The organism is Moraxella sp. CTOTU48268 (assembly GCF_032069585.1).
Taxonomy (GTDB): domain Bacteria; phylum Pseudomonadota; class Gammaproteobacteria; order Pseudomonadales; family Moraxellaceae; genus Faucicola; species Faucicola cinerea.
Genome location: NZ_DAMALV010000001.1, coordinates 84,919 through 104,830, shown reverse-complemented (window position 1 = coordinate 104,830; position 19,912 = coordinate 84,919). Strand labels below are relative to the sequence as shown.

The window sequence follows — 19,912 nt, the reverse complement described above, 5'->3', positions numbered from 1 at the left end:
ACTTAGATGAACGAGCGTTACTTATCGCGTCATAATACCTCATTTATTGACATTGATGCCACGCTCAAACCCAGTGTGGATAAAAAACTGCTTTGGGGGGCTTGTTTATGGGTGGTTGTTGGCATTTTAACACTTGTACCTTTAGCGCTTATTTATAAACTATTGCTAGGTATGGTCGCTATAGCCAGTCTTTGGTTAGGGCAAATCTCTAGTTGTCACTTATTGGCTATTTCATCGTTACACGCCAAACCGCAAAGTAACAATCAAACCTTACCTTATGACAACTTTGATTTTTTAACCTGGCAAATCCAGTGGGTACGTGGGGTTATCAAAGTACCTAGACAGAGTAAACAAGCGGTGTGGCAGGCAAATTTGCTGGGCATCGCTGATATGGGGTGCTTGGTGATTTTAACGTTTGAGTTGATAGAATCAGTACCAGCTAAAATCAGTGTAACCATTTGGCAAGACCAAGTGGATCGCGATACATGGCGGCAATTTAAGGTGTTAGCGAACACAGTAGGGCGATAACAAAAATGGTATATAAGTTATATTCAATATTGCTACAATTAAATCAACCAACTGTCGAGACGACTGCGCATTTTAGTTTGAACTTAAGTCTTTAACTTAAGCGCAGTTGGCAATGGGCGTGCGTCGGGCGTGCGTCAGCGCGGTATCATTGGTGATATACAATAATCATTGAAAAAGATAAATAAAAGGGAACGACCATGGGTCTATTAACAAGTCTAGTAACACAAGTGGCGCAAAGTGCCATTCAAAGCAAAATGGGCCAAAGCAGAATGGGCGGTCAAAGCCAAGCGGATATGGGCGGCCTAGGGAATATTTTTGGTAATGTTTTAGGCGGCGGGATGCAGCAGCCACAAATGCAATCAAACGGTTTTGGGTTGGATGATATCATCGGTATGGCGATGAACCAAAATCAAGGTATGTCCCAAGGTGGCGTGCTAGGACAAGTGCTGGGTAGCGTGCTAGGGGGTGGCTTGGGCGGCGGCCTAAGCGGTGGTATGGGCAATAACGTGGGTATGAACCAATTTCCACAAAGCCAAAGTGGCTTTGGTGGTAAAGGTATGTTAATGGCGGCTTTGTTGCCAATCGCGCTGATGTTTATTCAGCGTAATGGGGGTCTATCAGGGGCTTTTAATAAAATCCAAAACATGGGATTTGGTCATCAAGCCAATTCTTGGATGAGTGCTGACCAATCCAATCAACCACTGGATGCTAATGATATCAATCAGCTATTTGATAATAATGAGTTGGCGCAAGTTGCGGCACAAACTGGTGTCGACCAAAGCGAAGTCCGTCAAAGTATGGCGGAGCTTTTACCACAGTTATTTGACAACTTGACACCAAATGGCGACACCCAAACTGAGAGCCAGGCCAACAAAGAAATCAGTGATATTTTGGCGCAATTAGGCAATGCGAATCGCTAAATTAGCCTGACTAAAAAAAAGCCAGTGACAAAACTGGCTTTTTTTATTGGGTGTTCTTGCGATGTCTTGGGCAAATTTTGGTTCTGTCTATTTTATCTAAGACGTAGGCGAGGGCTGACCGCTTTTTTATAAAACAGCTAAAAGTGAAAATTCGTCAAATCGACTTGTTTACCCGTCCAAAGCGCAAAACTTAATGCCCCTTGATTGACCAGCATTCCCAAGCCATCCGAGGTTTTGGCATGTTTCGCCTTGAAAAAGTCCAAAAACGCCGAGGGTTTACCATACATCATGTCATAGGCAAAATCGACCGTCATATCCTTGGCGAACGGCAAGGTGTCTCCGCTCAGACCTATCGATGTTGCATTGATAATCACCTCAATATCGTTGGGCAAATCCGTCAAATTTGAAAAGGTGAGCTTGTCGGTATCAAATAATCGGGTTAAATTCTCTGCTTTTTCTACTGTGCGATTGGCAATATGCAGCGATTTTACTTGCGCATCTAGCAACGGCAAAATCGCGCCACGAGTCGCCCCACCTGCTCCCAAAATAGCAACATTTGCGTCCTTTAATGTGATGCCTTGCGACAATAAATCCGCCACCAAACCGCGACCATCGGTATTGTCGCCATACAGTTTGCCCGCTTTGATAGCAAGGGTATTGACTGCACCCGCCAAGCGCGCGTATTCAGATAGCTGACCGCACTGCTGGCACAGCGCAAATGCCATCTCTTTAAAAGGTACGGTCACATTTGCCCCTGTGCCACCGCCTGCAAAAAATGCTTCGATGACAGCAGTAAAGCTGTCGACATCGTTGGGACAATATTGGCGTTGGTAAGACAAAGTGATGCCAGTTTGTTGGGCAAACGCTTGGTGCAAATCAGGCGATTTGCTATGGGCAATCGGATTGCCGATTACCATGCAATGATAACGGACGTTTGAATCAGGAATTGATGACATGGGAAAACCTATAATACGATGAGTAAAATTACCAATTGCCACCACTTTACAATAACTATGGCTGCGACATCAATGCTGGGTTTTGATTGGCTAGGTTATGATTGGGTGGGTGTAAAGCGTAGCTATTCATCGATTCGGCTAAAAATAACAACAAAAGCGTACTGTTAACCGCTATCAATGCCTTGTTACAATGCGCTATTCACACCAACCCGTTATACAATATACGTTTACACTACACAATGAAGCTAATTGCCTGCAAAACGCTTTTTTTATCGCGTCAAAACCGCTTAGAACATCGGATAGACGCTACCCAAAAAGGCACTACCAAAAAATTCGCTACCCAAAAAGGCACTACCCAAAATAAACGCACTTGGTCAAAAAATCTTGGCTGGGGGTGGGTTATCCTAGCATTCACCTTAACTGGCTGTGATAAGGTTAAACAAATCGCCTCACAACACAATGCCAGTGTGACCGCTAGCACGACCGCATCGACCACAGCCGCCAATCCGTCTATCAACCCTACCTCGCAGCCAACGCCTGTGGTCTATCCCATCAATGAATGGCAGCAACAAACGCTGGCAAACAAAGTCAGTATCCACGATACCGAAGCCATGACGTTATTATTAGGTCAACCCATCACCATTGATAAGCAAAGCTTGGACTACCGAAGCAATGTGGCAAGTAAATATAGTTTTGCCAAAACCGGTGAGCCGTATTTTGATTTGCTTGATTCGCCTATGTATATCGAGTTACAGTGGTATTATGCCAGTGCCTATGACAATGCCAGCGTTAAAAACATCAGCATCCAGCATGCCAAAACAGCGTTTCATCTGACCCAAAATTGGTTTGGACAAGATGGCTCAGACATTGTTGCCTACATGGTGCAAGGACAGCCGATTAAAAATACGAGCTACCACGGAATTTTGGTAGAATTAGCACGCTGTGACAATTATCATTGTGACTTGGTAATCAGAAAACCCACTGTCACCGCCAAAAAAAGCAGCTAATTGATGCGGCTTTCACTGTAACACAGTCAACTATCAATTTAATCAAGTAGCCAAATAACCATGTGGTATTCATTATCTGATGCTCAGTATGCCAAGCAAACGCCAATCACCGCTATCGATATTGACTCACGGGTGATAGCGTATGGCGATGGGTTTTTTACCACCATGGCGGTGGTGGCAGGACAAATCAATTGGCTGAGTTACCACTTAGATAGAATCGACGAGAGTGCCCAGGCGTTACAACTCAATTTAACCAACGCTGACTTAGACGCAGCCAGTTTAGAATCCTTCAATTTAGAATCCCCCAATCATACTATCCGCGCATACTTCAATAGACAGTTAGCCAATTTTGCTAAAACCCTCAATCACGGTATGCTTAAGCTTATAGTTTGCCGAAGAAACCAACCTATCAAAGGCTATGGATTTTGCAACTCTGAATTTGACGCTTTTATTAAGCTCATGTCCACCGATAAGCCATTATCACCGCAAGCCAATCAAGTCATCATCCAACCTCCCGCTACCGCGATTTGTCTTACGCAGCAAATTGCATGTCTACCAAAACCCTTGGCAGGACTTAAGCTACTAAACGCCCAAGATAAAGTGATGGCAAGTCACGAGCTGTGGCAGCACCAAACCCAAAATGCGCAAATGATTGATGGGCTGGTACAAGATGTGATGGGGCATTGGGTAGAAGGTACCTTTTGCAATGTGTTTTATCAGCTTAATCATGAAAACATGTGGTACACACCGCCCATCAGCCGCTCAGGGGTAAAAGGGGTGATGCGGCAGGTGTTATTGGCTAAGTTTGCCCAGTCCGATAGGGGGCATGAAGAGCGATATTTAACCAGCGAGGATTTAGCCAATATCACAAGCTTGTTCTTTTGCAATGCGGTACGCGGGATTTTGCCCATTCAAGCATTGAGGCTACCCAATGGGCAGTCGAAGGCGCTTGATTTGGCCCCAATCTATGCGCAAAAATTAACTTAAATCGTGTTGCTGGTAACCAAAAAAAATTGCTATTTTTGTCATTAATTGTTAAATTCTCGCTAATTGAGTCAATATAAGCTTTCTCTATGAACGACCAATCTAATAATAATATGTCTAATAACTCAGAAGGTTCTGAGCATCATCCTACTCAGCACAGTGACGCACCTCACGCCGCGGATATTCCAGATTCTCAATTGCAGGACAATCATAGCAAAGATAAGGATATCAAGGATAAGGATGACGAAGACCCTCATAGCAAAAACGTCAATATTAACGATGCTTGTCTGATTAATCGTTCAACGCGAGAATTCAATGACAATATCACCGGTAGAAACAAAAAAAATAAATACCGTCTACTGGGACTAGTGGGGTTTATTGTATTGGTGCTAGGCTGGTTGTTATTTGCTTGGTATAACACCTTATATGGCACTATCACCCAACCAAAGCAGATGGTGACTATCAATAAAGGTCAAACCTACTATGCGCTGGTAGACGACTGGGATAAAAAGAAAAAGCTGTTCGTCGCGCCACTTGCCAAACTATATATCAAAATGACGGTGGATAAACCGCTCCATTCAGGGGTCTATCAACTGCCTGAAAATCCAAGTTTTGCCAATTATTTAGCCATGCTGCAACAAGGTGAAAAAGTCGCTTTTATTAAAGTGCAAATCATTGAAGGCAAAACAGCCAAAGATTTATATCAACATTTGATGGACAATAAAGGGATTAAAAACGAAGTTATTCATGGTAGCAAAGTTGACGTCGATAAACTTGGGCTCAATATCCCTGCTGACTACCATCCGAATGGCAACCTTGAAGGTTGGTTTTCACCGGACACCTATTATTTTAATGAAGGTAGTAGCGATAAAAAAGTGCTAACGGATTTATTTACCCGTCAACACACAGCATTGATGGAAAACTGGAACAATCGCCAAGCCAATTTGCCGTACAAGACACCGTATGAAGCGCTGATTATGGCATCGATTATTGAAAAAGAAACCAGTGTCGAAAGTGAGCGTGGTGAAGTCGCAGGCGTGTTTGTCAATCGTCTGAAGAAAAACATGCGCCTACAAACCGACCCCACCGTGATTTATGGTATGGGCGATCGTTACGATGGCAATATTCGCAAATCTGACCTTGAAGAAAAAACCGCTTATAACACCTACCAAATTGACGGCTTACCACCGACACCGATTGCCTTGCCAAGTATTGCATCCATTAAAGCGGCACTTCACCCAAATCAAACTGATTCGCTGTATTTTGTGGCAACGGGTAATGGCGGTCATAAATTTACCAGTAATTTAGAAGACCATAACCAAGCGGTACAAGACTATCTGCGGGTGATGCGTGAAAAACGCGCCAGCCAAAACAGCCAATTAGGTCAGTAAAAAACGATACCCATGCAAACAGCTGCGAAAGCCCCTATTAGCGAACAATTTATCTCATTTGAAGGTACCGAAGGGGTGGGTAAGTCCACCTTGATTGCCAATGTCGCAGCGCATTTGACCGCGCAAGGCATCGACTTTATCCAGACCCGAGAACCGGGCGGCAGTCCGTTTGCTGAGCAGTTACGCGCCATGTTACTTGACCCAGCAACGACTATGACAGAAGACAGTGAACTCTTATTGATGTTTGCGGCGCGTGCCGATCATGTGGCGCAAGTGATTTTGCCAGCGCTCGCACAGGGTAAATGGGTGCTGTGCGACCGCTTTACCGATTCCACCATTGCCTATCAAGGGTTTGGGCGCAAACAGGGCGATAGGGCAGAACTTAGCAAAATTGAATTACTGATTAGGCAGTTTGTGGCAAAAATGCCAGATATGACCATTTGGTTAGATTTACCGGTGACAGAGGGGATGAGCCGTGCCAAAAATCGCGGCAAACTAGACCGCTTTGAACAAAATCAGCTAGCGTTTTTTGAGCGGGTACATCAAGGATTTGCTTATCAAGCAGCGCAGCAACCGCAGCGCGTCAAACGCATTGATGCGCAGGGTACAGCCGATGAAGTGTTGGCAAAAGTGCTAACGCAGCTGGGTATTTAATGTCGTTATTTAGTGTTATTACTTAGTACCATAAAGCTTTTAGAACTATTGTAAAAAAAGGGGATGATAAACATTCCCTTTTTTATTTAACCCATACTATGGCATAGATGGGGTTAAAATCACGTCTGCCGCGACTGGCAAAGTTTGCGGAAAGTCTTTGTTGTAATGCAGTCCGCGCGATTCGTGGCGACGTAGCGCCGAGCGCACAATGAGCTCAGAGACTAGCAGCAAATTACGCAATTCAATCAGATTTTTGCTGACCACAAAGTTGGCGTAGTAATCATTTACTTCTTGTTTTAACAACAAAATGCGGTTGAGTGCGCGATGTAGGCGTTTGTCTGAGCGCACAATACCAACGTAGTGCCACATGCTTTGGCGCAATTCATCCCAGTTTTGTAGTAGGATGACTTCTTCGTCAGGGTCGGTTACATGTTGGCTGTCCCAATCAGGAATAGCAGGAATGGGGGGGACGCGATTTTCTGCAAATGCGGCGGCAATATGGCGCGCTGCAGTCATCCCATACACAAAACATTCTAATAGCGAGTTGCTCGCCATGCGATTGGCGCCATGCAGACCCGTAAATGACGTTTCGCCCATGGCATATAAATTGAACACATCGGTTTGGGCGTTTTCATTAACCATCACCCCGCCACAGGTGTAGTGAGCGGCGGGTACTACGGGGATTTTATCTTGGGTCATGTCAATGCCCAGCTCTAGTAGCCGCTCATATAACATAGGGAAATGACCTTTAATAAACGCTGGGTCTCTATGAGTAATATCTAACCAAACATGACGTATTCCCAAACGCTTCATCTCAAAATCGATGGTGCGAGCCACGATATCACGCGGTGCCAGCTCACCCCGTTCATCGAAGCGAAGCATAAAGCGCTCACCTTCTGGATGTTCTTTGGTTGCTGGCAGGCGCAGGTAGGCACCTTCACCGCGCATGGCTTCGGTGATTAAAAACGAACGCGCTTCTGGATGATAGAGACAAGTAGGATGGAACTGATTAAATTCCAAATTCGCAACGCGGCAACCTGCGCGCCATGCCATCGCGATACCATCCCCCGTGGCAATATCTGGGTTGGATGTATACAAATACGCTTTTGAAGCACCACCGCATGCCAAGGCGATAAAGGGTGCGGTAAAGGTAATGACTTGATTGGTGGCCAAATCAAGGGCGTACAGCCCCACGGCACGATTGGGCTCGCTAATCGGACTGTAGTTGTGTTTGCTAAGCTTATTGGTGGTGATGACATCAATGGCAGCGACATACTCAAACAGTTTGACATTCGGACATTGTTTGACACGTTTGACTAACGTGGTAGAAATGGCCACCCCAGTGGCATCTGCCGCATGGATGATACGACGTTTGGTATGACCACCTTCACGGGTCAGGTGCAAGGTTTCGTTCTCATCCAAGGTAAACTTGACACCTTGTTTGAGCAAAAACTCCACCGCTTCTCGGCTATGCTCTACCGTAAAACGTACCGCATCTTCATGACAAAGACCTGCCCCTGCAATCAAGGTATCATCGACATGCTCATCAACCGAGTCATCATCCGATAGTACCGCTGCCACGCCGCCTTGGGCATAAAAAGTGCTGGCTTCAGTGAGCTTGTCTTTTGCCAAAACAGCAATCGATAGATGGCTTGGTAAGGATAAAGCTAACGATAAACCTGCACCGCCACTGCCAACAATCACCACATCAAATGCGTGGCGATGGTTAGCCTGTGCTTGCGGCTTTGTAGTTTCTTCGATATAGGAGTTTGACACATTAACGCTTGCTGTCATAAGGCTGACGTCCTTCAAATTAATGAGTTAAAGAGCCAAAAAAATCTAAACCAGCGCTGAGCAAATTGGGTCAGCGTGCTACATTTAAAAGGCTGTGTTTAAAAGGCTATTTTAAAAGCTATGGTTAAAAGGCTATGGTTAAAAAAGCCATGGGAAAATAAGCTATCATATCAGCTTTTATAAATGATGGCGGATTTTTTGTACGGTTTGTTTTTTAAGTAGCTAGCCCATCTAAATAGCCCATGGTTAAGGCTAAACAGGGTGCGACGTAGAAAAAGCGCTCATCTTTGTTTTACCGTCGCTACCAGACAACGCGGTCAAAACGCAAAGTTAGGCATTTTTCGATGAGTTAAATACAAAAAACTCGCCTAGCTGTTAATCCATTTTTTGCGATATGATGACAGTTTGAATTGTCATATCCATCATTGCCATTTATAATGGGCGCTTTTTTTTATACGTATTTGTCACCCAAATTATTGATTATTCTGTAAATTTAGGTAACGCTTTATATGGGTAGTAGCATGATTGGCAGTTGGCTAGGTCATCTTGGAGCGCTCATTGCCGTCTTGGTAATCCTATGGTCGTGCCGAAAAACCGTGCAATTCAAAGCGCGAACAGATAACCTGCAAATCCTGCTGCAACTGGTCAGTTTCTACGCGCGCTATTGGTTTGTTTGGTTGTTGGTGTGGGCAAACGTGCAACTGCTGTATGACAACCAAGCCATCTACTGGCTGCTTATCGCGTTATCGTTGTTGTATATCTATATGAGCTGGGTTGAGCCCAATCGGCTGCGCGTTTCGCGTTTTTCAATTAATTTGACCGTACCTACGACCTATCAAGCTGCGACCGATATTTCATTGGCTGCGCCATCGTCACAACCTATCAAACGACAACCTATAAAACTTCATCAAGCTGCAAAAATTGCGGTGCTGAGTGATATCCATATTGGTATATTTTCTAACCCCCATCAGTTAGCGCGTTTGGTGAAATGCCTTAATCGCTTAGATGTTGATGCGGTGCTGATTTTGGGTGATTGGTTATATCAAGCGACAACTTTGGATGCCCATCTAAGTCCATTTAAAACGCTGAACAAGCCTTGCTATACCGTCTTTAGCGATGCCGATACCCGGCAGGTTGTCGATGATGCGCAAAATAGCGAACCTGCTAGAAATATGCAGTTAATGAACATCTTGGCAACCTTCGGTATTCAATTATTGCCTGAGCAAGGCTTGCGCATTGCCGGGATAAAAATCATAGGTATTCATAATGGCAGTACAATGGATTTACCGCGCGTGATTGAACAGCAGCGCAGCGCGGGCCAGCCATTAGTGATTGCCACCCATGATATCAAGCAGTTAGAAGCCAATCCGCGAACGTTAAGTGACGCCAACAACGATACTTTGGTGATTGCGGGACAAACCCATGGGGGTCAGGTCAATATACCTATACTGACACCGCTGATGGTGAGAGCATTGACAGGTAATAAACTGGCAGCGGGGTTACGCACACCAGATATACCCAAACAATCCGACTATCATCCCAAAGCATTCAATGAGGATGACAAACCCAGCAAACGCTACCAAGTATGGGTGAATACTGGGATTGGCATGACAGGATTGCCGTTTCGGTTTAACTGCCCCCCTACCATTGATGTGCTAACCATCCAAGTTCAAACGGTTGATGCTTAACCCATACCATTCGCCACGGTAAGCCAGCGACTATAAACCAGCTGCTGCCTTATTATCTAGTTGAGTGAGGTCTATAACCTGATTGGCTACAGCGGTGGAGAAACTTGCGTTTGCTATCAAAGCGCTTAAACTTCGCCCTAAATGTATGCTACACTAGACAAAAATTTTCAAAAAATTGTCGCAGCTGTTACATATTCTACTTAAGGTTTTGTCCAAGGTATTGTTATGACCCCCATTTTAGATAAACTACAAGGCTCTATGGTCGCATTGATTACACCTATGCATAGCAATGGTGACGTCGATTGGCAATCATTGGCAAATCTCATTGATTGGCAAATCGAGCAAGGTACGGACGTACTGGTATCGGTTGGTACGACCGGTGAATCCGCAACCTTATCCATGCAAGAGCATGTGGATGTCATTGAATTTACCATGAAGCAAGTGGGTGGTCGTATTCCCGTCATCGCGGGTACCGGCGCTAACAATACAGTTGAAGCCATTGAGCTGACCCAGCACGCCAAACAGGCGGGCGCTGATGCCGCGCTGCTTGTAGTGCCTTACTACAACAAACCGACCCAAGAAGGGCTATACTTACACTATAAAGCCATTGCCGAAGCCGTAGACATTCCCCAAGTGCTATACAACGTACCCGGGCGCACTGTTGTTGATATGCAGCAAGCAACGGTCGAGCGCTTAGCGGACATCGAAAATATCATCGCGATTAAAGATGCGACCGGTGACGTGGCGCGTGGTGCCAAACTGATTGAAGCAGTAAAAGGTCGCATGATTGTATTGTCAGGGGATGATGAAAGCGCGCTTGCGCTGATGCGTCATGGGGCAAAAGGCAATATTTCAGTGACCGCCAATGTCGCACCAAAAATCATGAGCCAAATTTTTGGCTTGGCACTCAAAGGTGAGTTTGAACAAGCCGAAGCATTAAACCAAAAAATAGCCCATTTACACCAAGATTTATTTATCGAGTCAAGTCCCATTCCTGCAAAATATGCCTTATACAAAATGGGTCATATCGAGCAAGGTATCCGTTTACCATTAACTTGGCTTACCCCAGAACACCAACAAGTGATGGATGAAGCACTTGCCAAAGCAGGTTTACTATGAAAAAAACACGCAGCACCAACCGCAATCGATTCAACGCCCAGCTAGCCCTAGCGATTATTGCCTCTGCTAGCATTGCTATGACAGGCTGTACTACTTTTAAACGTAAAGTTGGCGACAATTCTTTGGACTATACAAAGACCAAAAAACTTGAACCCATCCAATTACCGGCAGATGCACAAACGCTACCTTTTACGCCAGTTTATGCAGTGCCGCAATCGGGTGAAAATACGTTAAAAATCACAAAAGAAGGCAGTAAGCGTTTTGAGCTACCGCGTCCAATTAGTACCGTAAAATAAAGAGTGGCTGATAGCATCGATGATAGTTGGCAGCTGGTGTTGCTAACCGCGTATCAGCCAATCAATGCAACTGTCATAAATTAGCTACACTGAGCCAACCTTAGCCAATCTTAAACAGCCATTTGGGAATTACCATGCAAAAACTCGATTTACTTTATAAAGGCAAAGCAAAATCAGTCTTCGAAACTGACAATCCAGATTATGTGATTTTAGAATTTCGTGATGATACCTCTGCGTTCAACGGCGAGCGTATCGAACAGTTAGCGCGTAAAGGCAAAGTCAATAACCGCTTTAATGCCTTTATCATGCAAAAACTCAGCGAAGCAGGCATCGAAACCCATTTTGAACAGCAATTATCAGATGAAGAAGTGCTGGTTAAACGCCTAACAATGATTCCCGTCGAGTGTGTGGTACGTAACTATGCAGCTGGCAGCCTAGTACGTCGCTTAGGATTGCAAGAAGGTCAAGCGTTGACACCACCTACCTTTGAATTATTCTATAAAGATGACGGTCTGGGCGACCCAATGGTAAATGATTCATTAGCGGTATCACTCGGCTGGGCAACGCAAGCACAACTGGATGAAATGAAAGCCTTAACCTTCAAAGTCAATGACGTGTTATCAAAAATGTTTGATGACGGTGGTTTGATGTTGGTGGATTTCAAACTAGAATTTGGGGTATTCAAAGACCGTATCGTACTGGGCGATGAGTTCTCCCCCGATGGTTGCCGCGTCTGGGACAAACAAACCAAGAAAAAACTGGATAAAGACCGTTTCCGTCAAAGCCTAGGTGATGTAGTCGAAGGTTATGAAGAAGTTGCCCAACGTATTGGCGTGTCTTTGGTTGATGAGTCAGGTCGATAAATCGGACGCATTCATCAAGCTAGCTAATCGCTACAGCGAATCTAATTAAGTCCAATTAAATTTGGATGAAATGTAAAATAGATAAACATCTAAAACTGGGGCTTGCTCCAGTTTTGTGTTTTTAGCAGGTTATTTAAGTTTAAGTTTAAGTTTAAGTTTAAGTTTAAATTTTTAGCCCTCAATATGATTAATAAAAGAGCCTCTCACTTGGACAACCCTATCACTCATCAATATATCAAGCATCCGCTTACCACCTTGACCCAATTCAATCGTAATCCTAGACCTTGGCATATGCCATTGTTTGTGGCATTTGCGATTAGTTTTCCAGTGGTGGTAGGCGCGTATCTGGGTGATTTACGCATGGGGCTACTCGCGTCACTCGGTGCGATGGTGATTTTAAACTTACCCTACACTGGGTCGTTATTGTCTCGCATGACCACGGTATTGGCGTGTAGTTTTGGGATGGTCGCGTGTTTTGCCGTTGGTTTGGTCGCCCACAACGTACCCATCTTGACAATTCCCTTGATGTTTTTTGTGACCTTTTGGTGTACGCTGTTTAGCCGTTATTATAAGTTACCACCGCCTGCTGGGCTGTTTATCATCATGGCTTCAGCGATTGCGCTGTTTATGCCTGCACCCGTGTCACAAATCCCACAGCTGATTGGCGTGGTGGCATTGGGCGCGTTGTTTGCGGGGATGGTGGCGTGTTTTTATGCGTTATTGCTGATTTATAATAAGCCTGTCTTACCGGTAAACACACCGATGCCCGTGCGAGAGATTTTGGGTGATACGCTCATTGTATCGGCGTTTATCGCTTTATCATTGCTGCTCGCGCTGTGGCTAGAGATGCCTAAGCCCTATTGGGTGCCGATGAGCTGTTATGTCATCATGCAAGGGATGAATTTTCAAAGCATATGGATCAAGCAGATACATCGTATTGTGGGTACCGCGATTGGTATGCTGCTAGCTTGGCTATTGCTATCGGTGCATTTGAGCGATATGGGTGTGGCGCTAGGCATTTTTGGCATGATGTTTTGTATTGAGACTTTTGTGGTACGCCATTATGGGGTGGCGGTTATTTTTATCACCCCACTGACCATCTTTTTGGCAGAGTACAGCGCGGTGCAGCCTACCGCAATCACTGCGATTATCGTCACGCGGTTTTGGGATACCGTGCTCGGCTGTCTCATGGGTGTGCTAGGCGGTATTGTCATTTTATCACCGATGGTGAGGCAAAAATTACAAGTCATCGTCGATAAAATCGTGGCAAAATTGCCAATTTAGCTTTTTTATCCAAAAAAACAAAAAAGCCACTCGATAATCTGGGTGGCTTTTTTATAATCTTTAAAACTCATCTTTAACACTAATGCTTAAAACTAACCGCTAACATGAATCGCTCAATCCCAAGACAGTCATCACCCCATCGAGTCCTGCGACCGTTACCGCATAATTCGCTTGGTCGCGCACAATCGGTTTGGCGCGATAGGCAATACCGATATCAGCTAGCCCTAGCATCGGCAAGTCGTTAGCGCCATCGCCGACAGCGACAGTCTCTGACAGCTTAATGCCTAGACGCTGTGCCACGGCTTGCAAAATTTCGGCTTTACGCTTGCCATCTACAATTGCTGAGGTGATTTCACCTGTCACTAGATTATCGACGATATCTAGGTCATTGGCATAACTTTCATCCATCCCTAAGCTGTTTTTCACGTATTCGGCAAAATAGTTAAAGCCGCCTGAGACCAATACCACATAGTAACCATGATTTTTCAGTGCGCTAATCAAGCGTTTTGCCCCTGGGCTAAAGGTAATGTGATTGGCAATAATGTCTTCGAGCACCTCACTTGATAACCCTTTAAGTAAAGCTACACGGCGAGTAAAGCTTTGGGCAAAATCAATTTCCCCACGCATCGCAGATTCGGTGATCGTATCGACTTGCTCACCAATCCCGGCTTTTTTTGCCAATTCTACAATCACTTCTTGCTCAATCAAGGTCGAATCCATATCAAACAACGCCAATTTATGCGGGCGCACCAATGTCGCAAGGGGCATGACATTGATATCTACGTGATAGAGGTTGTTGGCGGCGACTTGTTTGACCCGTTGCGGTAAGTCGCTGATATCGCTATCTGATTCCAGCGTCACAATCCAGCGAATCGTCGTCACAGGGCTGGTCTGCTCAGCTTGGGCGAGTGTGTCATTGGCTTGCCAATCAAGCTCATTGACTAAGGTATCTTGATGTAAGAGGCGAATGGCAGGCTGAAGGCTTGCAAGGGTTTGGCTAATTTGGCTCAATAGCCCCAATTCAAACTTGGCAGCGCTTAGGGTAATCGCGTAACTATGGGGAAAATGCTGATTAAGTTGATACAAAAAATTCGTCGTCATGGTAGTTTACCCCTTGTATGCCAAAAAAATAAACATGATAATGTAGCATTTAATCGCTCCTAAAGAAAGTTTAATCTACCCATGAATCATCTAGCCCCCCGTCAAGGCAAATTCGCTATTGTGCTACTTATTAGTTTTTGTTTACATTTTTTGATGCTGACTTTTAGTAGTGAAAAATCCCAATACGAGCAGCGTACCCAAAAGGGTGAAAAAATTGTTGAACAGTTAGCCAAAGAAGCCATGGTGGGCATCACGAGCCAAGATAGAATTAGCCTGAGCGTCTTGGCAAACCGCTACCAAGTTGATCAGGAAGTCGCCAAGCTTGTCATCAGTGACCAAAACAATCAGCCGCTGGTGCAAACGGGACAAGCGCAAAACGAAGTGGGGCAGGTGATTGACAAACCCATTATCCAAAACAACCAAGTTCTCGGTCACGCCACCATCATCATGAAAGCGGTCTCCAAAGGCGAGATTGTCAGTAGTCAGTGGTTGTTTGTATTAGGGTCAGCAATTTTGCATGGGTTTTTATGGCTGATTTATGGCTATATGGCGCGCCCAACGCAGGAACAGCTTGCGCAATTGGGCGAAAAAGTCCAGCAACATATCGCGCTTGCGCGTGGTAGCCTAGCACCCAGCAACAGGGTATTGACAGCCGATGGTGAATTGCAGTTGAACGACGACACCTTATACAGTAAAGCAGAAGATAGCAGCGCGGCCTCGCAACCTGCCGCCACTGGCAAAACCATCAATGATTTTTTAAATCGAGAAAAATCAAAATCTGCTAACGACGACCCCCAAGCCCGGCCTACAGCCACTGAGGCGATTGACAATCCGGCTCAAGAAACAACGGTAGACAGCCAAAAACAACCTGAAATTGAATTACAAATTCATTTTTACGACCAGTATCATCTGCTAAAACGGGTGGCACCTGAAGTTGCAAAACCGTATTTTCAATTGTGTAATCAGTTATTGATGCGCGCATCAAACAGCTTGTTTAATTCCTCAAACAATGTGTTAAATCGCTATATCAAAGACGTGTATATCAAAGACAACTCGCATTTTAATGCAAAAGGCGCAGTCATTCATCTCGCAGGTAAAGCCGAGCAATTGCCACTGGCAGCGGTGCTGTTGTCAAAATTGTTGATTATCCTCAATCAAGTGGTATACGAAAAACACCGTGAGCTATCACGTTTTGCCTTACCATTAACCATTGGTACCAGTATCAGTCATCAATTCGATGACGTACAAAAACTGATGGCAAACCACGCCAAAGAAGATGGTTTATTGCTCCTGTATCCGCTCGATTTGCTTAAAACTTTAGATGGTAAAGTGCAGTTTAAAAACCTGCAACATCCGACCACTATCACAGAGCGTGAGATGGTTTGGTACAACGGTTTATCAGAAACCTTGATGACTGAACTCATTGCCAAACGCGATGATATTTTGACCGCCACAGAAAAATAAACGAATCATGGCTATTTTTTCTTTCGCCACTTGACTTGACCGACAAAACCCATTATAAGGCTTTATGAAATTGCAAATTTATCGAATCGACCAGCGAAAGGAGCAATAAATGGCTGATCCAGATATTGATGATAGCTTTGAAGATGACAATTTTGATGATGATGATGACGCGCGACTCGTGGATGACGACGCATCGGGTCGAAGTCGGGCAAGTAGTCTTGAAAAACGTCGTTTGATTGACAATTTATTGGAAGAAAAGCGTCTAGAGCGCTCACTCAAAGACAGCTTTGATGACGATCTTGATGACTTAGACGATGACGACGATTTTGACGATGATGAGTTGTAAGTCAAGCAAAAGGTTAATACACTAGGTATTAACCTTTCTTTTTTCAATCCGCTTTTTTGATAGCATACTAGGATAACCACCATGGATTTTGATGATTTAATCGATTTTTTAGACAGTGATGACAACGAATTTGGGCTATCGAGCATCGCTACACACGGCTTTTTAACCGCCTCTATTGTCGGCAAACCTTTACACAATTGGCAAACCTATCTTTTTGAAGGGCATGAAAAACAAGTCAAACCAGATGTGCTAGCAGCCATTGTACAATGGCGTGATGAGCTGCAAGCCATGCTGCAAGATGAGCGTGAAATTGAGCTACCTTTTGATGTCGACGAAACTGACTATCTAGATATTGAAAACTCAGAAATTAGCGAATGGTCGGTGGGTTTTGTTGATGCCATGTATGCCAGCGATGACGAAGAAGATGATTGGTTTGATGATGACGAAAGCGAAGAAGATGTGGCAATGCTGACGTTACCGATGATTTTGTTTAGTGGCATCGATGAAGACCAACCGGATATGCAAGAGCTACTCAAAGACCCAGAAACCATGAGTCAAATGGCAGGGGCCATAGAAAAAAATATCGTTGAGTTATTTTTGTTATTTCATACCAATGACTAAATGATGGGTTGTAACAAGCTAAGGGCGTATTGAATACGCCCTTTTTATTTACCGCATTATTTCTGCTCTAGTTGTGGTACATCTGAGCCGTGGGCATTGGATAACAAACCTGATTGGCTATATAACGCCAATTTAGCCCGGGTATCTGAAATATCTAGATTGCGCATGGTAAGCTGACCGATACGGTCCATTGGCGTGAACGCTGCATCTTCCACTTTTTCCATTGATAGACGTTCTGGTTGGTAGGTCAAGTTGTCAGATTTAGTATTTAAGATGGTATAGTCATTACCGCGGCGTAGCTCGATGGTGACTTCACCCGTGATAGCTTTGGCGACCCAGCGCTGTGCGGTTTCACGAAGCATCAAGGCTTGTGAGTCAAACCAGCGACCTTGGTACAACAAGCGACCTAGACGTAAGCCATTGATACGGTACTGCTCAATGGTGTCTTCGTTATGAATACCAGTGACCAAACGCTCATAGGCAATGTGCAACAGCGCCATGGCAGGGGCTTCATAGATACCCCGTGATTTGGCTTCGATGATACGGTTCTCAATTTGGTCACTCATACCCAGACCATGACGACCCCCGATTTCGTTGGCTTTTAAAATCAAATCCACTGGGCTATCAAAGGTTTCGTCATTGATTGCCACGGGCATGCCTTGTTCAAAGCGTACTGTCACTGTTTCTTTGTCGATTTTGACATTTTCATCCCAAAATGCCACACCCATAATCGGCTCAACGATGTGCATGCTGGCATCCAAAAACTCCAAGTCTTTGGCTTCATGCGTCGCGCCGAGCATATTTGAGTCGGTTGAGTAGGCTTTTTCTTTGGACATTTTGTAGTCAAAGCCATTGTCGATTAAGAACTGTGACATCTCGCTACGACCGCCCAATTCATCAATGAAGGTTTGGTCAAGCCACGGTTTATAGATTTTAAGGGCAGGATTGGTGAGTAGCCCATAACGGTAAAAACGCTCAATATCATTGCCTTTATAAGTTGAGCCATCGCCCCAAATGTTGACATCATCTTCTTTCATGGCGGTGACTAGCATGGTGCCTGTGACCGCACGACCCAGTGGCGTGGTGTTAAAGTAGGGCATACCACCGGTGCTGACATGAAACGCACCGCATTGAATTGCAGCAATACCTTCAAGCGCCAATTGCAAACGGCAATCAATCAAACGCGCTTTGACCGCACCGTATTGGTCGGCTTTTTTGGGAATGGCGTTGTAATCGTCTTCGTCAGGTTGACCTAAGTTCGCGGTATAAGCGTATGGCAGCGCGCCTTTTTGCTTCATCCAAAGTAGCGCAGCTGAGGTATCAAGTCCGCCTGAAAACGCGATACCGACTTTTTGCCCGACGGGGACAGATTGTAAAATGGTGGCGTTATTGGTGGCATTGTTTGTGGTATCGTGGCTCATAACCTTTCCTATCAAGTCATCAAAAAATAATGTGCAAAATCAACCTATCGAATTATTGTAACATTTTTGTCAACGTGTTTTGCGCCATTTTTTGACAATTAACCATAATTTGTCACAATAAAAAAGCCAATCATTTGATTGGCTTTATCGGCTAAATCGCGGTTATTGGTACAAAACTTCGACGATTTCGTATTCGACTTCACCGCTTGGGGTTTGGATTTTGGCTTCATCGCCTTCTGATTTGCCAATCAGACCGCGCGCGATGGGCGAGTTAATCGAGATTTTGTTGGCTTTAAAATCCGCTTCGTCATCACCCACAATTTTGTAGCGTTTTTGCTCTTCCGTATCGAGATTTTCAATCACCACCGTGACGCCAAACACCACGCGACCTTCTTGCGGTAGTTTGAGCGGATCAATGACTTCAGCCCCGCCCAGTTTGGCTTCAATATCGCGAATACGGGCTTCACAAAACCCTTGCTGCTCACGGGCAGCATGGTACTCAGCATTTTCTTTTAAATCGCCATGTTCGCGCGCTTCGGCAATCGCCGCGGTAATACGTGGACGGTCAACGGTTTTGAGCTGTTTGAGCTCTTCTTCTAAAGCCGCGTGACCTTGAGGCGTCATTGGATAACGTTGCATAGGGGATTCCTTTTGTCACAAATAGGGATTCAAACGGCAAGATTGCCAAAGTAACAAGTCACAAAAAATGGTCATCAACGCTCGTGATTGACCTCTAGCTATTTTGTATAGATGAAAAAAACCATGCTAGACAGGGCTACTGCCTAACAAGGTTCTAGTAAAAAATTTGCTGTGCTGCTTCAATCACCACAATAACGGTATTTTACTTGATAATGGCTTGTGATGCAAAGCATTCACTCAATTGACTGTATGAACCCTGACATTACCAAGCTGAGCTGATGGTAACACCCACGGCTTTATTTTCATACCAAGGTAAAATAGTGGCATTGTCAAACGGTTGCGTCATCACCAAACCACTGACGATACCCAGCGCGCAGCCAGCAACCACATCACGGGTATGGTGCTTGTCGGCATCCATACGTGACCAGCCCACATAGGCGGCAGGAATCATTGCCATCGAGCCATAGCGCCAGCCATAGCGTTGACCGATGAAAGTCGCGCCCGCGCAAGAATCACTAGCATGCCCTGATGGAAATGAGTAATCTTCGCCATTGGGACGTTCGCCCCACGCGGTGTCATTGGTGGCGTATTTGAGCGCATAGGTAGCCGCCAAATTGGTTGCCATGGTTTTGCCTAGTTGATAGACGCCTTCTTGGTCATGTTTGGCAAGTGCCATACCTAAGCCTGCTACTGGGATAGCAATATGCAATATATCGCCCGCTTTTTCGCTATCGCTTTTGGCATATACCGTTGTCGTTGGCGCTAATACAGCAGCGAGCAGTATGACGTTAAAGGTCTTAGAAGGTTGTCTCATGGCATTTACACCCTGATTGTGG

20 protein-coding genes are annotated in these 19,912 nt (G+C 44.9%); 14 read left to right on the top strand and 6 right to left on the bottom strand.

The features are described from left to right. The first annotated feature begins 6 nt into the window (after positions 1-6). Together RT143_RS00490 and RT143_RS00485 are read left to right on the top strand one after the other, a co-directional pair. On the top strand, positions 7-528 hold the full coding sequence (locus RT143_RS00490) for a hypothetical protein (RefSeq protein WP_313090360.1): 522 nt from the start codon (positions 7-9) through the stop codon (positions 526-528). A gap of 197 nt (positions 529-725) precedes the next feature. Then, positions 726-1,448, top strand: a complete 723-nt coding sequence (locus RT143_RS00485) for a YidB family protein (RefSeq protein ID WP_313090358.1) — start codon at positions 726-728, stop codon at positions 1,446-1,448. A 137-nt stretch (positions 1,449-1,585) separates the two neighbouring features. Here the strand turns inward: RT143_RS00485 and aroE are convergent, their stop codons facing one another. After that, positions 1,586-2,404, bottom strand: a complete 819-nt coding sequence (gene aroE, locus RT143_RS00480) for a shikimate dehydrogenase (RefSeq protein WP_313090356.1) — start codon at positions 2,402-2,404, stop codon at positions 1,586-1,588. 239 nt (positions 2,405-2,643) lie between these two features. On the opposite strand from aroE, the gene RT143_RS00475 reads away from it, so the two are divergent. The 4 genes from RT143_RS00475 to tmk all read left to right on the top strand — a co-directional run bounded on the left by RT143_RS00475 (position 2,644) and on the right by tmk (position 6,440). Then, positions 2,644-3,411, top strand: a complete 768-nt coding sequence (locus RT143_RS00475; protein ID WP_313090355.1) for a hypothetical protein — start codon at positions 2,644-2,646, stop codon at positions 3,409-3,411. Positions 3,412-3,471: 60 nt separating this feature from the next. Then, positions 3,472-4,398, top strand: a complete 927-nt coding sequence (locus tag RT143_RS00470; RefSeq protein ID WP_313090353.1) for an aminotransferase class IV — start codon at positions 3,472-3,474, stop codon at positions 4,396-4,398. A gap of 86 nt (positions 4,399-4,484) precedes the next feature. Next, positions 4,485-5,786 carry an endolytic transglycosylase MltG gene (gene mltG, locus RT143_RS00465; protein ID WP_313090351.1) on the top strand — a complete coding sequence of 434 codons (1,302 nt, stop codon included), beginning with the start codon at positions 4,485-4,487 and terminating at the stop codon, positions 5,784-5,786. A gap of 12 nt (positions 5,787-5,798) precedes the next feature. Further along, complete coding sequence (gene tmk, locus RT143_RS00460) at positions 5,799-6,440, top strand: dTMP kinase (RefSeq protein WP_313090350.1); 642 nt, start codon at positions 5,799-5,801, stop codon at positions 6,438-6,440. Between the two features lie 96 nt (positions 6,441-6,536). Here tmk and nadB read toward each other — a convergent pair whose 3' ends face one another. Continuing rightward, the gene (nadB, locus tag RT143_RS00455) at positions 6,537-8,234 is read right to left on the bottom strand and encodes an L-aspartate oxidase (protein ID WP_282850348.1); all 1,698 of its coding nucleotides are present in this window, start codon (positions 8,232-8,234) and stop codon (positions 6,537-6,539) included. A 509-nt stretch (positions 8,235-8,743) separates the two neighbouring features. Between nadB and RT143_RS00450 the strand changes: the two genes are divergently transcribed. The 5 genes from RT143_RS00450 to RT143_RS00430 all read left to right on the top strand — a co-directional run bounded on the left by RT143_RS00450 (position 8,744) and on the right by RT143_RS00430 (position 13,484). After that, positions 8,744-9,922 (top strand): metallophosphoesterase, encoded by a 1,179-nt coding sequence (locus RT143_RS00450; RefSeq protein WP_313090346.1) that lies wholly within the window; start codon positions 8,744-8,746, stop codon positions 9,920-9,922. 225 nt (positions 9,923-10,147) lie between these two features. Then, positions 10,148-11,041 carry a 4-hydroxy-tetrahydrodipicolinate synthase gene (gene dapA / locus RT143_RS00445; RefSeq protein ID WP_309577882.1) on the top strand — a complete coding sequence of 298 codons (894 nt, stop codon included), beginning with the start codon at positions 10,148-10,150 and terminating at the stop codon, positions 11,039-11,041. Continuing rightward, positions 11,038-11,337 (top strand): hypothetical protein, encoded by a 300-nt coding sequence (locus RT143_RS00440; RefSeq protein ID WP_007116155.1) that lies wholly within the window; start codon positions 11,038-11,040, stop codon positions 11,335-11,337. The genes dapA and RT143_RS00440 overlap by 4 nt, the downstream gene beginning before the upstream one ends. A 134-nt stretch (positions 11,338-11,471) precedes the next feature. Further along, entirely contained in the window at positions 11,472-12,200 is a 729-nt protein-coding gene (purC, locus tag RT143_RS00435) for a phosphoribosylaminoimidazolesuccinocarboxamide synthase (protein ID WP_313090343.1), read from the top strand. 183 nt (positions 12,201-12,383) lie between these two features. Next, entirely contained in the window at positions 12,384-13,484 is a 1,101-nt protein-coding gene (locus RT143_RS00430; protein WP_313090340.1) for an FUSC family protein, read from the top strand. Positions 13,485-13,583: 99 nt separating this feature from the next. Here the strand turns inward: RT143_RS00430 and serB are convergent, their stop codons facing one another. After that, positions 13,584-14,585, bottom strand: coding sequence for a phosphoserine phosphatase SerB (gene serB, locus RT143_RS00425; RefSeq protein WP_313090338.1), 1,002 nt, complete (start codon positions 14,583-14,585; stop codon positions 13,584-13,586). An 81-nt stretch (positions 14,586-14,666) separates the two neighbouring features. Between serB and RT143_RS00420 the strand changes: the two genes are divergently transcribed. The 3 genes from RT143_RS00420 to RT143_RS00410 all read left to right on the top strand — a co-directional run bounded on the left by RT143_RS00420 (position 14,667) and on the right by RT143_RS00410 (position 17,016). Further along, positions 14,667-16,049 carry a hypothetical protein gene (locus RT143_RS00420; RefSeq protein WP_313090336.1) on the top strand — a complete coding sequence of 461 codons (1,383 nt, stop codon included), beginning with the start codon at positions 14,667-14,669 and terminating at the stop codon, positions 16,047-16,049. 109 nt (positions 16,050-16,158) lie between these two features. Next, positions 16,159-16,395, top strand: a complete 237-nt coding sequence (locus RT143_RS00415; RefSeq protein WP_007116151.1) for a PA3496 family putative envelope integrity protein — start codon at positions 16,159-16,161, stop codon at positions 16,393-16,395. Between the two features lie 81 nt (positions 16,396-16,476). Further along, a complete protein-coding gene (locus tag RT143_RS00410; protein ID WP_313090333.1) occupies positions 16,477-17,016 on the top strand; it encodes a UPF0149 family protein in 540 nt (179 codons plus the stop codon). Positions 17,017-17,072: 56 nt separating this feature from the next. Here RT143_RS00410 and argG read toward each other — a convergent pair whose 3' ends face one another. The 3 genes from argG to RT143_RS00395 all read right to left on the bottom strand — a co-directional run bounded on the left by argG (position 17,073) and on the right by RT143_RS00395 (position 19,890). Next, complete coding sequence (gene argG, locus RT143_RS00405; protein WP_036594535.1) at positions 17,073-18,437, bottom strand: argininosuccinate synthase; 1,365 nt, start codon at positions 18,435-18,437, stop codon at positions 17,073-17,075. Between the two features lie 162 nt (positions 18,438-18,599). Further along, complete coding sequence (gene greA, locus RT143_RS00400; protein ID WP_007116148.1) at positions 18,600-19,076, bottom strand: transcription elongation factor GreA; 477 nt, start codon at positions 19,074-19,076, stop codon at positions 18,600-18,602. Positions 19,077-19,338: 262 nt separating this feature from the next. Beyond that, positions 19,339-19,890 carry a phosphatase PAP2 family protein gene (locus tag RT143_RS00395; RefSeq protein ID WP_313090329.1) on the bottom strand — a complete coding sequence of 184 codons (552 nt, stop codon included), beginning with the start codon at positions 19,888-19,890 and terminating at the stop codon, positions 19,339-19,341. Positions 19,891-19,912: the final 22 nt, after the last annotated feature.

Excerpts from the sequence above, each read along its gene's own strand:
- RT143_RS00490 (WP_313090360.1), top strand. The coding sequence starts at position 7 with ATGAACGAGCGTTACTTATCGCGTCATAATACCTCATTTATTGACATT.
- RT143_RS00485 (WP_313090358.1), top strand. The coding sequence starts at position 726 with ATGGGTCTATTAACAAGTCTAGTAACACAAGTGGCGCAAAGTGCCATT.
- aroE (WP_313090356.1), bottom strand. The coding sequence starts at position 2,404 with ATGTCATCAATTCCTGATTCAAACGTCCGTTATCATTGCATGGTAATC.
- RT143_RS00475 (WP_313090355.1), top strand. The coding sequence starts at position 2,644 with ATGAAGCTAATTGCCTGCAAAACGCTTTTTTTATCGCGTCAAAACCGC.
- RT143_RS00470 (WP_313090353.1), top strand. The coding sequence starts at position 3,472 with ATGTGGTATTCATTATCTGATGCTCAGTATGCCAAGCAAACGCCAATC.
- mltG (WP_313090351.1), top strand. The coding sequence starts at position 4,485 with ATGAACGACCAATCTAATAATAATATGTCTAATAACTCAGAAGGTTCT.
- tmk (WP_313090350.1), top strand. The coding sequence starts at position 5,799 with ATGCAAACAGCTGCGAAAGCCCCTATTAGCGAACAATTTATCTCATTT.
- nadB (WP_282850348.1), bottom strand. The coding sequence starts at position 8,234 with ATGACAGCAAGCGTTAATGTGTCAAACTCCTATATCGAAGAAACTACA.
- RT143_RS00450 (WP_313090346.1), top strand. The coding sequence starts at position 8,744 with ATGGGTAGTAGCATGATTGGCAGTTGGCTAGGTCATCTTGGAGCGCTC.
- dapA (WP_309577882.1), top strand. The coding sequence starts at position 10,148 with ATGACCCCCATTTTAGATAAACTACAAGGCTCTATGGTCGCATTGATT.
- RT143_RS00440 (WP_007116155.1), top strand. The coding sequence starts at position 11,038 with ATGAAAAAAACACGCAGCACCAACCGCAATCGATTCAACGCCCAGCTA.
- purC (WP_313090343.1), top strand. The coding sequence starts at position 11,472 with ATGCAAAAACTCGATTTACTTTATAAAGGCAAAGCAAAATCAGTCTTC.
- RT143_RS00430 (WP_313090340.1), top strand. The coding sequence starts at position 12,384 with ATGATTAATAAAAGAGCCTCTCACTTGGACAACCCTATCACTCATCAA.
- serB (WP_313090338.1), bottom strand. The coding sequence starts at position 14,585 with ATGACGACGAATTTTTTGTATCAACTTAATCAGCATTTTCCCCATAGT.
- RT143_RS00420 (WP_313090336.1), top strand. The coding sequence starts at position 14,667 with ATGAATCATCTAGCCCCCCGTCAAGGCAAATTCGCTATTGTGCTACTT.
- RT143_RS00415 (WP_007116151.1), top strand. The coding sequence starts at position 16,159 with ATGGCTGATCCAGATATTGATGATAGCTTTGAAGATGACAATTTTGAT.
- RT143_RS00410 (WP_313090333.1), top strand. The coding sequence starts at position 16,477 with ATGGATTTTGATGATTTAATCGATTTTTTAGACAGTGATGACAACGAA.
- argG (WP_036594535.1), bottom strand. The coding sequence starts at position 18,437 with ATGAGCCACGATACCACAAACAATGCCACCAATAACGCCACCATTTTA.
- greA (WP_007116148.1), bottom strand. The coding sequence starts at position 19,076 with ATGCAACGTTATCCAATGACGCCTCAAGGTCACGCGGCTTTAGAAGAA.
- RT143_RS00395 (WP_313090329.1), bottom strand. The coding sequence starts at position 19,890 with ATGAGACAACCTTCTAAGACCTTTAACGTCATACTGCTCGCTGCTGTA.